Genomic DNA, 13616 nt, shown 5'->3' on the forward strand with positions numbered 1-13616 from the left:
CAGGCTTCATCAGGGCCAGCAACCATGTGGTGCTGCGCGAACAGGCCGAACACATGGATGCACCCCACCAAAGTCGTCACTGCCGAAAAGCTCTTGCGCCGCGGAGGTCGTCCACACATGGACCTACAACGACAACATCATCGCACAGCTACGCTGGTGCGGAGGTCTTCCACCACCTCACGTCATGAGGATCAGAGGCCGCTGCTACCGCGTGTCGGTGATCTGGCGGTCCCGTCTGAGGGAGCCATCATGCCATTTCTCATCGAGCAGGAACGCGTGCGAACGGAACGGCTTGTCTCCAGAGTCGATCGCGATCGCATTTTTCGGCGGGTTGTGCTCCAGGCTTATGACGAGCGTTGCGCAAAGCCTGGAGCAGCCGAACCGATGCAATCGGATCGGTCTCTGCTCTAGCGAACGACTGCGGCTCGCCTCAGCTGAATTTCGGCAACATCCCGGTTGCACGCATTTCTGTCATGATTTGCGCCGCTTCTTCTCGCACGGGTCCGCGAGTCGCGCCGCTGATGAGCAGCACCATCGTTTCGACCAGGCAAAAAATATAGCCTTCATTGCTCACGCGCCCCTGCGCCCAATCATTGATGACGGCATATTGCGCATCAGCGACGATATCGGCAAACTTGGCTTCATCAACCCAAGGCTCAACATGTCCGTTCGCATTCATGTGAGCCAGCCACTCTCGGGTTCGTTGGATCGAGATATCGCGGAGGGAATCCCGCACGTCAGTGGGCGTATTTGAGCCGAAATAGATGGAAGTAACCGCCTTCGCGTAATTGGGGACACGGAAATTGTGACGGTGTGCAGTTATGGCCCGATCAAGGATGCCGGCTACTGAATTGCGCTCGGTGTTATATTTTTCTTTACGATGCAAGTCCTTGATAGCTTCGCGCAGCGCAATCGCGATCAATCGGTCCTTGTTCTGAAAGGAATTATACAGCGTACGCTGCGCCACTTCGGCACGTTGGCAGAGTTTGCGGACGCTGAAAAATTCGTATCCGTCCTCCGCGACCATCAATCGCGTCTCCTTAAGTATCCGCCGCCGGCGTTCGAGTATTGAAGGACTGGCGTAAACCCTTGGTTTGTCCGGGTGAGCGTCCAAAGAGTTTTCTTGAGCTTCCAAAATTTTACTCACCTGCCAAACTGCCTCGCCGAACGAGATGCTGATCAGCAACCCCGATTTTGCCTAAGGTAGCAGGTGCTGACGATTCGTCCAGCACCGCATCGAAAGTCAGTAACGTAAGGCATGCCGCAAGAGCGCCCGTCGATCCCTCCCGCCAGACTTGGCACGCGGGATCGACGGGCCGCTGGCGCATTTTCCGGTCAGACGGAGACACCTGACAACTCGGAAAATGCGCCCGACCAATAGCTTAGGGCGCTAAAGCTGATCCAATCAAATCGAATACGCATTAGAACCTATATGATGCCTCAATGCGTACTTCGCGACCACGTTCGACAGGCCCATACAGATCACCCGCGTCTCCACCAGGCTTCGATGTGGTGTAAAGGATCGCATACTTGTTGGCGAGGTTGAGGCCAATTACCGAGAAGCTCCATTTGTCATCGGCTTCATGAAGACGAATGCTCGCGTTGAATTTGGCATAACCGGCCTGCTGCGAGCCAGGCACACCGTCGTCTTGGGTGCGATACGAAGATACGTACCGCATGTCGCCCGTAATGGCCAAACCAAGACCAGACGTTAGCGGCATGTCATATAAGAAGCCAGCCGTGCCGTTAAACCGAGGCGCAAGTGCTATCACCCGTCCGGTCAGATCCTGCGCTTTTGCAGTGGAACCAGGAACGACAAAGCAACCCTCTGCCAAGGTTTGGCCAGCATAGCAGGTGGCCGTGGCATAGTTGAGGTAATATGACTTGTTGAATGCAGCGGACCCACGAAGCGTGAGAGAATCGGTGGCACGGAAAGAAGCCTCGAATTCGGCACCTCTTGACCGAGATGCCGCAGCATTTCGCACCAAGAACTTATTATTTATCACATCGAACGAAGAGCGCTGTAAGTTGCTGAACTTGTAATTATACAACGCGCTCGTGAAAGTTAAACGGCGATCGAACAACTGTGCTTTATAGCCAATTTCTCCACCCTTGGCCGATTCCGATCCGAACCCGAGTGTGGATTGTGTATCGGACTGGAGAATGACCGATGTTGTCGAGAAACCGCCCGATTTATAGCCCGTCTTGTACGAGACATAGAGAGTCTGTTCAGGCGTTGGGTGCCAGGTCAGCGTCGCTTCGGGAGAGAAGTTGGAATCGCGGAACGGGAACTTGAGACGCTGGCCGACCGGGAGCAAAGAAGCAGTGCCTGCCATCAAAGTGTTGATGTAAGTGAATCCCAGGTCGGCATCTCTATTTTCCTTTGTGTAGCGAACGCCGCCGGAAAATTGGAGGTCATGGGTGATGTCCCAAAGCACTTGGCCAAAAGCGGAAACCGTTTGGCCACGGGTAAAATTGTCGGCCACGGAGGCGACGGACGCATTGCCGAATGAGGGGTCGACCGGAACCGGGAAGCCGAAGCCACCACGCGAGATGGTTCCGGTTTCCATCTTCATGTGTTCATAGTAAGCGCCAAACATCAAGTTCACCGGCGCATCAAAACTGGAGGTCAGGCGCAGTTCTTGAGAAAAAATGTTGGTTTTTTCAAAATTTGCGGATCCAAATATGTTGTATGTAGTGGCATCATAAGTTCCAAACCCGGACATATCCAAGTTATATCCGCCGCTTGTAGCGGAAAGATTTAAATTATCCCCTATTTTCCAATTCAAATTTAATGAAGCAAGCAGATTGTTATTCTGCATGTAGAATCGTTTTTCATCTACGATCGGAAAGTTTTGCAAAATGGCAGAGTTGTAAGTGCCGGAAGAGCGCCTATTGTCGGGGATGCAATCCGCGTTCGGGTCCTGAAAGCCAGAACTGGTCGGATGGTCGCGACCATTGCAACTGACAGCCTGATTTAGACCGCTGATTTCGTTGTCATGATAGTTACTATACATAACCTTTAGCGTCGCGGTGAAATCGCTGCTCGGCTCGTACTGCAACGTCACGCGCCCAGCGATTGCCCTAGCGGCCGGGGTGGTCGCGTTATTAGTCGCACCGGGCAACGGAGAGTTCGCGGCATCAATGGGGTTAATGGCCATTGGAATGGAGGTATTTTGCAGCCAGCCATCCATTTGAGAAGCTCGCAACGCTACGCGGATGCCGAGTTCTGGCGTAATGGGGCCACCCACCGCGGCTTCCAGATAGCGCTCTTTGGCGTTGAACTCATACCCCAGCTTGGCAGACCCTTCCCATGTACTGGTAGGGCCTTTGCTCTTTAGCGAAATTACACCTGCCGGGCTGTTCTTGCCGAAAAAGAGAGCCTGCGGCCCCTTGAGAACTTCAACCTGTTGCTGGTCAAAGAACGCGGTCTGGACGAGATAGCCACGGCTGAGCTGGACGCCGTCGATGGCGACACTAACGGAGGATTCGAAGCCAGGATTGGCTTGCTGCGTATAAACCCCGCGAATGGCAAGCAAGGCGCCAGTGCCCGTAGCTGCCCGGGTGATCTGTAATGAAGGCATATTGTCCGCGATGCGATTCAAGTCCGTTGCGGCATAGCGGGCGAGGCCTTCTGCATTCAGCGCCGACACCGCCACTGGTGTCTGAATGAGCGACTCTTCGCGCTTGCGAGCGGTCACGATGATATCGCCCTCGTTGCCGCTTCCTGCCGACGAAGCATCTCCACCCGCAGAGGGTGCCTGACCGGTAGTCGCGGCGGTTTGTGCGCAAGCAGGTTCGATCAAAAACAGCACGCCTGCACTAAGCAGCAGTGATGGCACCATTCTGGAACGGACAGGCGACTTAACAGTGATTTTCATTAAACCCCTCCAAGGTAAACCACCCGTGTGCTCCGGGTGCGGCCTCATTGATCTGTAGGAAAACAATGTAGCACGTATATTATATTTGAGGAGGCTGGCAAGAGGCTAATTGTATCGATTGACGCGACAGCCCCAACTGGGGCCGGGCCTGGCGCTCGCCATCACCCGCCCTATAGCTGGCAGGGGCCAGTTGGCGAGGGCAAGCCCTCGGACATTTCTCCCCGATGAGGACTGAATTGAAGCCGCCGTCTTACTATTATGCAGTTATTCCAGCCGCCCGCCAAAACCCTTGGACGCTATCCGCAAATAGGGGGCAATGTAGACCTCATGACGGGTGGAGTGACGGCGTCCCGGTGACCGCTCAGCGAGACAGGAGCGCGGGAATCACGACCAAAAAAATTCCATCTTGACGACGCTCCCAATTTTCAAAATATAGCGCGGACTACTTTTTAACTGGCGGCTATTAGGAGTATGGAGCGAGGCAAGGCCCTGCATGGCAATATTCCGCACCTGTCTACGGCAGAGACTCCTCTTGACGGTCTATTGCGAGGTCATTTCTGGGTTGCCTGTGCATTAAGTCCGCTACAGTGTGCCACTCGCTGGGCATTGCCCGCCTTGTCTTTTGGCGATCATTTCAGACGAAGATCGATCCTGAGTCCAATCTGCGCAGCGAGCCAAAATTAACGGAGAACAATAATGGATGCCATTGTAAACACAGTGACTGGTCCGATCCCTGCTTCGCAATTGGGTCGGACCCTGGTCCACGAACATGTGCTCATAGGGATGCCGGGATGGTTTATGAATGCCTGCGCGCCTGCGTTCAAGCGCAAGGAAGCGATCGAACGCGTTGTTGATGCGTTCCAGCAACTACATAGCTATGACGTCCGCACCGTAATCGACCCATGCCCGATGGATCTTGGCCGCGATGTAGAATTCTATGCAGAGGTCTCACAAAAAAGCGGCATCAACTTGGTCTGTGCGACGGGTGCCTACGTTGAATCCATGGGCATTCCCTACACTTTGAACGCTCTATCGGTCGAAATGGTCGCAGAATGTTTCATCAAAGAAATCGAAATCGGTGTTGCCGAAACGGGCATCCGTTGCGGCGTCATCAAGATAGCGACCGGCGATGGCAAGGTGACGGATTATGAACGAAAGATGCTGACCGCTGCGGCCATGGCAGCCAAGGCCGTTGGCGTGCCATTGATCTCGCACACACAGAACTGTACCTGCGGGCATGATCAGATCGATATCGTGACCGGCCAAGGTGTTCGCGCGTCCAGCTTGATCGTCGGGCACAGTTGCGGAACGCGCGACCTCGACTATCAGAAATCACTCGCTGACCGAGGCGCCTTCGTTGGTTTCGACCGCTTTGGCATCGAAACGGAAGTGCCCGATGCCGTGCGGATGCACAACCTGAAGGCAATGGTCGATATAGGCCATAAAGACCGCGTGGTCGTGTCGCACGATGCCGTGAGCTGTTGGCTTGGCTGGATCCGCGGGGCTGATCCAATCGAGTTGCACAATGCGCTGCCAAATTGGAAGATGACCCATTTATTTGAAAATATCCTACCAGAACTCAAGAAAATGGGAATGAGGAAAGACGAAGTTGATCACATCCTGGTTGAGAATCCGAGACGATACTTCGCGGATGCCTTTTTACGGTAACCACATATTATACCTAATTTTCTGCTTCCCGCTGAGCACAACTTCCACAGTGCCCGGGGATCGCATTAAACAGCCTTGAATCTCGCGAAGCATGGCGCATGATCTATTTTCCGCGCAAAGGTGAGACATTACTTCATGATCAAGGATCCAGAAGCATTTCCTTCGCGCGCTCGCGCAAACTTGTTATTGGCCGTGCTGTTGATGGCCTATATCTGTTCCTATCTCGACCGGCAGATACTAGCCATGATGGTCGGGCCGGTACGCAACGCACTCCATATTTCCGATTTCCAAATAAGCTTGCTGCAGGGCTTTGCCTTCGCGCTGTTCTTCGCGTTTGCAGGACTGCCCCTTGGTTGGCTGGCTGACCGGTTGCGCCGCACCTGGATTATCGCGGCTGGGATGTTGCTGTGGAGTCTCATGACGATCGCTTGCGGCTTCGCCAGCAGTTTCACGATGCTTTTCGCGGCGCGCATGGGTTTGGGTATCGGCGAAGCGGCCCTGGCCCCGGCAGGATTTTCATTGCTGGCTGATAGTTTCAATGAGCGAAAGCTGGTCAGGGCAACCGGTATCTTTGTCATGGGTGGCCTTTTGGGAGGCGGCATCGCATTCTTCGTCGGCGGATATCTGATCAATTTCCTCAGTTCGAACCCGCCCCCACTGGCCATCGGTGAACTTGAGCCGTGGCAATTGGCCTTTATCGTCGTCAGCATTCCCAGCCTCTTGCTAGTGCCGATCCTGTTGCTGCTCCCCGAACCACCGCGCCGGGGCGAGCGCGTTGCTGCCAAAAGCATTTTCCAGACGCTAAATTATCTGTGGTATCGTCGTCGCGATTACGCGCCATTCTACCTCACTGTGATGCTGTTGGGGGTTGCCAACTATGGCGCCCTGGCGTGGTTTCCGACCCATCTGATCCGCCAGTTTGGCCTGAATGTGGCTCAGGTTGGCGCATGGCTGGGGGCCATTCAGCTGATTGGCAGTATTGCGGGAACCCTCGCCGGTGCCGCGTTGACTGGATATTTCATCCGCAAAGGACGCTCGGACGCCCACTTACGCACGATCATGGTAATCTCCTGTATTGTTGTGGTGGGGATGACCGCGCCGCTCATGCCCAGTTGGCAAGCTGCAGTAGTGATGTGGTTTGTTGCTATGTTTGGCTTCAGCGGCCATTTCGGCAGCAATGTCGCAGCCATGCAAATGATGACCCCTAACGAGCTTCGAGGGTCCAATTCGGCACTTTTGTTGATGTTGTTGACCATTGGCGGCCTGGCTGGCGGCACGGCGTTAGTCGGTGGGGTCGGGGATTTGTTTTTTGCTGGTAATCCAGGCGGAATCGGTCGCGCACTTTCGATCGTGGGCGGCGGAGCAGCGGTACTTTCCGTGCTGGTCGCTTGGCGCGGATGCGCCCACTTCGCTGTCATAATGAGCCGTGATCATTTGCACAACGGGCGCAATCCCAATTGATTTTGCGCACAGGCGCGAAATGGACTTGCTTCGGAAAAGTGGAGAGGCATTGGCTCAGCCAGCCCGAGGAAGCTTAAGCGCGAAATTCCGCGCACCTGTTCGGTTAGTGACGCGGTGTGAAGGATGTGTCCACCAAGGAAGAGGGCCAAGCAGCCTGGTATCTGCGACCATTGCGCGACCCCACGCTTGGAAGAGCTGCGGCGCTCGGAGCGGGTGTTCGCTGACGAGACAACTGCGCCGGTGCTTGACCCAGGGCGCGGCAGAACGAAGACTGGCCAGCTATGGGCCTATGCCCGAGATGATCGGCCATGCCCAAGTTGAACAGCGCTGGCGGAACAAGGAGTGAGCACAGGATCGTAAATATCTGATTTTACTATGGGTGGATTTGGCGGCAAAACCGTGTGTGTTAGCAACATTTTATCTATGACTGGCGGTTTGGTTTATCTTTACGGGTACAGGCAGTAACAACCTTTCCATGTATGTCGTCGAACGAGTCGCGCGCCGGCACCGCTATCTTTACCTGGTCGAGAGCGTGCGCGAGGGCAAAACCGTCCGCCAGCGCACGATCAAAGCGCTGGGCCGCAAGGGTGTGCTGGCCGCCAGTGGTGAACTCGACAGGCTGGCCGCCTCGATTGCCCCGCACGCCGAACGCAGCGTCATTCTGTCCGATATCGATGCAGGCCGGATCGCACCTCGCAGGATTGGCGACCCGTTGCTGTTCGGGCGCCTGTGGCAGCAGCTTGGTGTCGATGCGGTACTGGAAGAGGTGCTGGAAGGCCGCCAGTTCGGCTTTGCCGTGGAGCGCGCCGTATTCGTCGCCACACTGCACTCGCCTGTTCGTCTCCGGCTCGGACCGAGCCTGCATGGACTGGATGGAGAGCTACGCCATTGATGGCAGTGAGGACTCAGCTGTGGGTCAAGGAAGTGCGCGTCGGCAAAGGCGCCGATGCCCAGCGCTACGTCGTCACGCTCAACGAAGCGGAGGCAAAGAGGGACAAGGCCGACCGGCAAGCGATCATCGATGGCCTCCAGACCCAGCTGAAGAAGGGCGAAGGCCCTGGTCGGTAACTCAGCCTATCGCCGCTATCTCAAGGCCAGCGGCAAGACTTTCGAGATCGACATGGGCAAGCTTGCCGACGAGGCCCGCTACGATGGTATCAGCGTGCTACGCACCAATGCCCGGATCACACTGTTGCAGGCCGTCATCCGCTGCCGTGACCTGCTTCAGGTCGAGGCCCTGTTCCGCGTCGCCAAGGCGAGCGTCGATACCCGTCCCATCTTCCATCAGTCCGATGCCGCCATCTGCGGCCATGTCTTTGTCTCGTTCCTCGCTCTGACGCTGGCCAAGGAACTCACCCGCTTGTGTCAGGAAAAGGGCTTACAGCCCGAATGGCAGCCGCTCCTCAACGATCTCGATCGCCTTCAGGTAGCCACCATCGAAAAGGACGGCAAGGTCATTACCACCCGCACCCACGTCTCGGGCCAGGTGGGGAATGTCTTCAAAGCAACCGGCATCGCGCTGCCGGCCAATATCAGCGAGCTGCCACCGCAAACCTGAGCCTCTGCAGGCTCAACCCGACCCCAAAATGTAGTGGTGACAATTGCACCCGTGCGGGCATATCATTGAATAAACATGCCTTTTCAAAAGCACTGTTCAAGTTAGGCCTTGCTGCATACCGAGGAAAAATGCAGTGGCGGTGTTGGAGAACCGCCATAAGCTGCATCTCAACAGGCCATTTCTTCCCTCTGCACCAGTTTCTGAACGATACGGCGCATCAGTACGCCGGCCTTGTCGGTCTTGAAGTGGACCTCCTCAAACGGCGTGCGGTCACTATCGACCAGTTTCTGAACAAGCTCAGCCGCAACCTTGTCTTCCGCCAACCCTATTAAGTTGAGATCGCGCATCTTAATGGTCAGTTCTTCATTATCATGCTCATAGTTGCGCGAAATAGCCCACCAGTAATTTGTATTTTTTTCATCAATGGGAGTCATTAAATTGCATATCTGCCAACTATAATAGCCCTGATCCATCATTTCAGTCCGCACGACGTTCAGTTCGCCCGAACCGATTGTCAAGGCAGGCGACACAAAGCGGATACGACTGACGGTATTGACGCCTGCCGCTTCCATTCTGTCACCAATGGGCGTCGGGACATAGACATTGCGATGATAGCCCGGGGCGTTGTGGCGCTCATGATAGATCGTCTCGCCCTCCTGCATGACCTGCATCGGCGTTGCGGCATATTCCTTCGAATAGTTGAAGGTAGCGCCATGCACATAGGGTATATGCGTCAAGTCCATCAGGTTTTCGGCCAGCAGCAGCCAGTTTCCGGCCACCGGCAACAATCCGCTGATAGTGGTCCAGCTTGTATCTTCCAGCCAGGGCAGAGACGGCAGCGGCGTGGTTGCGGCACGTTCAGGCTCACCCATCCAGATCCAGGCGATCGGGCCCTTGGTGCGCATGGGATACTTGCGGATCGACAGGCGGGGGCACTGGTCCTGTCCCGGCGGTGCTTCGACCATCAAGCCATTGGCATTGAATTTGACACCGTGATAGCCGCAGCGAACCGCGTCGCCCTCCAAAATCCCGGAGGCCAGCGGGAATGACCGATGCGCGCAGCGGTTTTGCAAAGCGACCAGTTCCCCATCCTGCTTGCGGAAAATCACCAGCGAGCGGCTAAGGAACGTGCGTTCATGCAAACCTTCGCCGAATTCGCTGTTCCATCCCGCCATGTACCAATGATTGTACAGCAATGGGGAATTGGTCGTCGCCATTTCAGACGCCACCCGATTGGTCTTTATCCGTTCGCTCATGGCACTCTCCAATATTCAAACGAGGCAACATCATGTCGTGAGATGTGTTGCGGTTATCGAGTTTTGTGTCAGTTCGGGTCCGCCTCCGTCATGGTACGGGCAAACCGCGATCGGCACGCGCCGCGAGAATGCGGTTATATTCCTCCAGATAGCCAGGGCGTTCCGCACCTGCTGGCATGCTGTAAGTGTCAACCCGCAAAGGCTCGGTACCACGCGATGAAATCGTCAGATACCACAGGAAATCCGTGCCGTTATTGATCAACTGGTGCGAGGTGTTGGCAGGGACAAACGCCCCGCCGGGGCCGCCCTCGAACAGGAAATCCTCGTATTCATTGCGCAGCAGACCGGTTCCGCTCAATACGACATACCAAGATTCATAGGGCCCTTCATAGGCCTCGATATGTGAATGCAGTGCCGTCGCGCCACCCGGCGCGATGCAGCTGATGCAGGCCGAGTGAAACCATTTCGAATGATCATCGACGGTGTAAAACCAGTAAGGCTTTGCTGACGCTCCGACGGTGTTGCTTGGCCATTGCCGTGGCGCCAGCAGGGCGCGGCGGAACACTTCCGCAGGCTGGGCGGCACCCGCGGGGTTCAGCGTGGAGCGGCCGCGACCTTGAGCGGCGCTGAACAGGCTGGGCTGGCCGCCATCGCTGCCCAGTACCAGCCATTGCAGACCCTGGCTGCCCGCGCGCAATTGTCCTCCGGTGCCGGCGCCCAGATAAATGCCGTCATAGGGCGATACAAGGTCCACCCGGCCATCGGGCTGCACGAATTCTGCCGTGCCGCTGGTGATGAAATACCAGGTCTCGGCGCTACCCTTGCCGTCTGCGGCCGGGAACTGGCGAACGTCATCGCTGCCATGGGCAGGCAATTCCCCGATGGCCAGCGTGTCGAACCAGCGCGATACCGTATCGACATCGAAATACTGGAATCTGCTGCCAGCCCCTTCGCCCGCTGCCGCAAAAGCCAGTGGATCCCGGCGAAAAGGCAACACTCTGAGATCATTCATTTAATCAACTCCCAAACGGGTGATAATCGGCCTATCGCGCCAGTTGCTGACGCAATTCCTTTTTCAAAATCTTGCCGGAAGGATTCTTCGGCAGCGCATCAACAAAGAAAATCTGCTTCGGACGCTTGAACGCGGCAAGATCTTTGGCGCTCCAGGTGATGATATCTTCCTCGGAGACCGCCATCCCCTTTTGAACCACCACGACGGCGCACACCCGTTCGACCCATTTGGGATCCGGCAGGCCGATTACGGCCACCTCCTGGATGGCCGGATGCGCATAAAGAAATTCTTCGACTTCGCGCGAGGCGACATTCTCGCCGCCGGTCTTGATCATGTCTTTCTTGCGATCAACAATTTCGAGGTAGCCCTGCTCATCCATGACCGCGAGGTCACCGCTATGAAACCAGCCACCCTCGAACGCGGCGGCGGTGCGCGCCTCGTCACGGTAATAACCATCCAGCAGCTGGGGAGAGCGATGAACCAGCTCTCCAACGCATCCGCGCGGCACATCGCGCATGGCCTCATCGACCACCCGGCTTTCAACAAACAACACCGGCCGCCCGGCCGAGCGCGGACGCGCATCATGTTCTTCCGGCCGCAGAACGGCGGCTAGCGGGCCAATCTCGGTCTGGCCATAATAGTTCCACAACCGCACCCACGGCAACGCCGAGCGGATGCCACGCAAGACCTCCTCAGGCATGATCGAGGCGCCATAATATCCCTTTTCCAGCGTGCGTAGCAGCTCTGGCCGAAAGCTTTCGTGGCCCAAAATGCCGATCCAGACCGTGGGTGGAGCGAAAAAGGAGGTGGCACCGAAGCGGTGGATCGCTGCTATGATCGCTGCCGGGTCGGCGTGGTCCAAAATTACGTTGTGGCCGCCAAGGAACAGTTGGGGTGTCAAGAAACAGTGAATCTGTGCGCAATGAAACAGCGGCAGAGCATGCACCACGACATCACTCGCCGCATAGTCGCCTGCCTCGATGCAGCTCATATACTCATGAACCAGCGCCGAGTCGGACATGAGCGCCCCCTTTGGGGCCGCCTCGGTGCCGCTGGTATAGGCCAATTGCGCAATCATCGGCGAAGACTGGCGTGGCGGGGCTGCAGCATCAGCGGCGCAAGACAAAGCCCGCGCCGCTTCATCCACGCCGGCGCTGTGAGCAAGCTCGTGAATGTGTCGCAGCACCAATCCATTAAGCCCGCGCATGGCTTCTTCGGCGACCGATTGAAACGCATCATCGATATACAGCAACGACGCCCCGGAATGTTCCAGTATGTAAGCGATCTCGCGCGCACCGAGCATGAAATTGACCGGCACATGGACCAGCCCCAATGCCTGCGTCGCCAGCCAGCCGATCACATAGCTGGCGCTGTTGCGAGCAAGAAACGCGACACGGGACCCCGGCGCGAGCGCCGCTTCCCCGATCCATGCGGCGGCAATGCGCACGGATTCATCGAGCTGCGCATAAGTCCAGCTACGGCCCTGAAAATACAGCGCCTCGCGCTCCCCGCTGCGTCGAACCGCTCGGGCAAAACCCGTGTAGATGTCGCTGGGATTGTTCAAGGGCACAGCCGCGTCGCTCCGGTCAACCAGCCAGCCAGATGAACGCGCACCGCCAGCCTCTTATCCATGGTTGACTTCTGTAGGTGAGGACTTATCCGATCGTCAATAAAAATGATACGAGTGATCCTTTTTGGATGGTGTACAGGATGGGCAACTGTAGCCAGCTCGGATGGCTTGACGATTGACAAGGAACGACGCGCGCATGACCACCGGGCCCATTCGCCTGCCTCTCCTGCTGCTGACCGGCTTTCTGGGAAGCGGCAAGACGACCCTGCTTAACCGGTTGCTCAAGCACCCGGTGGCCAGCGCCACGGCGGTGATTATCAATGAATTCGGCGAGATTTCCATCGATGACGCGTTGATCGAGCGGCGCGACGGCAACACGATGGTGCTGAATTCCGGCTGTGTCTGTTGCAGCGTGCGCGACAGTCTGGCGGTCACACTGGACGAGTTGTTTGAAAGCCGCCGGGCAGGTACGATCCCGATGTTCGACAGGGTCGTGCTTGAAACCACCGGCCTTGCGGATCCCGGCCCGATCCTGCGCCTGCTGGCAACCGAGCCCAAGGTCGCGGGGCGCTATGCCATCTGTCTGGTCGCGACGACCATCGATTCGGTGAACGCGGCAACCACGCTGGCCGCCCATCCCCAGGCTGTCCGACAAGTCGCGCGGGCAGACCTGCTGCTGCTGACCAAGACGGATCTGGCCGATCCGCAGGCCGTGGCAGCGTTACGTGGCACACTGATCCGGATGAACCCCTTGGCGCAGGTAGCCGAGGCGCGAGACGATGACACGATCGAGGCCCTGCTGTCTGACCGTTTCCAGTCCACTGTTGGGTCCGGCCTGATGCCGCCAAGCCTTGCTCCTGATGCGGAGCAGCATGACCATGCCGATCATCTGCACGGCATTGAAACATTCGTCTATCGGCACGCCGAGGCGCTGCCGTGGACGGCATTCGCCACACTGCTGTCACGGCTCAATCTGCTGGCGAGCGAAGATCTGCTGCGCGTAAAGGGGCTGGTATTTGTGGCCGGACAGCCAGGGCCGGTGGTGATCCATGGCGTGCAGCAATTGATCCACGCACCAACCGTCTTGCCTGCCTGGCCAGACGCCCAAACGCCGCCTAGCACACGCATCGTGTGCATCGCTCGGCCAGCGGCAATTGCCCCGCTGCGCCAGATTTTTACGGAGATATTTGCCTGAACGATCAGGGTTCCC

8 protein-coding genes and 2 pseudogenes are annotated in these 13616 nt (G+C 56.8%); 5 read left to right on the forward strand and 5 right to left on the reverse strand.

All coding sequences use genetic code 11. The features are described from left to right. Positions 1-430: 430 nt before the first annotated feature. Together ACFFDA_RS08125 and ACFFDA_RS08130 are read right to left on the reverse strand one after the other, a co-directional pair. Complete coding sequence (locus ACFFDA_RS08125) at positions 431-1186, reverse strand: TetR/AcrR family transcriptional regulator (protein ID WP_404478624.1); 756 nt, start codon at positions 1184-1186, stop codon at positions 431-433. Positions 1187-1421: 235 nt separating this feature from the next. Next, positions 1422-3881, reverse strand: a complete 2460-nt coding sequence (locus ACFFDA_RS08130) for a TonB-dependent receptor (RefSeq protein WP_404478625.1) — start codon at positions 3879-3881, stop codon at positions 1422-1424. Between the two features lie 696 nt (positions 3882-4577). Here ACFFDA_RS08130 and ACFFDA_RS08135 point away from each other — a divergent pair. From ACFFDA_RS08135 to ACFFDA_RS08150, 4 genes and pseudogenes are all read left to right on the forward strand, one after another. Further along, on the forward strand, positions 4578-5549 hold the full coding sequence (locus ACFFDA_RS08135) for a phosphotriesterase (RefSeq protein WP_404478626.1): 972 nt from the start codon (positions 4578-4580) through the stop codon (positions 5547-5549). 135 nt (positions 5550-5684) lie between these two features. Then, positions 5685-7010: an MFS transporter gene (locus ACFFDA_RS08140; protein WP_404478627.1), complete on the forward strand. Its 1326-nt coding sequence runs from the start codon at positions 5685-5687 to the stop codon at positions 7008-7010. Between the two features lie 143 nt (positions 7011-7153). Further along, positions 7154-7319 (forward strand): annotated as a pseudogene (locus ACFFDA_RS08145) (transposase); the annotation flags it as partial. Positions 7320-7485: 166 nt separating this feature from the next. Continuing rightward, a pseudogene (locus ACFFDA_RS08150) lies at positions 7486-8568 on the forward strand (hypothetical protein). A 167-nt stretch (positions 8569-8735) separates the two neighbouring features. Here the strand turns inward: ACFFDA_RS08150 and ACFFDA_RS08155 are convergent. From ACFFDA_RS08155 to ACFFDA_RS08165, 3 genes are all read right to left on the reverse strand, one after another. After that, on the reverse strand, positions 8736-9824 hold the full coding sequence (locus tag ACFFDA_RS08155) for a Rieske 2Fe-2S domain-containing protein (protein ID WP_404478628.1): 1089 nt from the start codon (positions 9822-9824) through the stop codon (positions 8736-8738). A gap of 88 nt (positions 9825-9912) precedes the next feature. Next, entirely contained in the window at positions 9913-10836 is a 924-nt protein-coding gene (locus ACFFDA_RS08160; RefSeq protein WP_404478629.1) for a cupin domain-containing protein, read from the reverse strand. Positions 10837-10867: 31 nt separating this feature from the next. Beyond that, positions 10868-12400: a fatty acyl-CoA synthetase gene (locus ACFFDA_RS08165; protein ID WP_404478630.1), complete on the reverse strand. Its 1533-nt coding sequence runs from the start codon at positions 12398-12400 to the stop codon at positions 10868-10870. 202 nt (positions 12401-12602) lie between these two features. On the opposite strand from ACFFDA_RS08165, the gene ACFFDA_RS08170 reads away from it, so the two are divergent. Beyond that, positions 12603-13601, forward strand: coding sequence for a CobW family GTP-binding protein (locus ACFFDA_RS08170; RefSeq protein WP_404478631.1), 999 nt, complete (start codon positions 12603-12605; stop codon positions 13599-13601). The last annotated feature ends 15 nt before the right edge of the window (positions 13602-13616 follow it).

Source organism: Novosphingobium sp. BL-52-GroH (assembly GCF_044813085.1).
GTDB lineage: Bacteria > Pseudomonadota > Alphaproteobacteria > Sphingomonadales > Sphingomonadaceae > Novosphingobium.

What these genes read in the sequence shown, in the direction of transcription:
- ACFFDA_RS08130 (WP_404478625.1), bottom strand. Translation starts at nt 3,881, where the DNA reads ATGAAAATCACTGTTAAGTCGCCTGTCCGTTCCAGAATGGTGCCATCA.
- ACFFDA_RS08135 (WP_404478626.1), top strand. Translation starts at nt 4,578, where the DNA reads ATGGATGCCATTGTAAACACAGTGACTGGTCCGATCCCTGCTTCGCAA.
- ACFFDA_RS08140 (WP_404478627.1), top strand. Translation starts at nt 5,685, where the DNA reads ATGATCAAGGATCCAGAAGCATTTCCTTCGCGCGCTCGCGCAAACTTG.
- ACFFDA_RS08155 (WP_404478628.1), bottom strand. Translation starts at nt 9,824, where the DNA reads ATGAGCGAACGGATAAAGACCAATCGGGTGGCGTCTGAAATGGCGACG.
- ACFFDA_RS08160 (WP_404478629.1), bottom strand. Translation starts at nt 10,836, where the DNA reads ATGAATGATCTCAGAGTGTTGCCTTTTCGCCGGGATCCACTGGCTTTT.
- ACFFDA_RS08170 (WP_404478631.1), top strand. Translation starts at nt 12,603, where the DNA reads ATGACCACCGGGCCCATTCGCCTGCCTCTCCTGCTGCTGACCGGCTTT.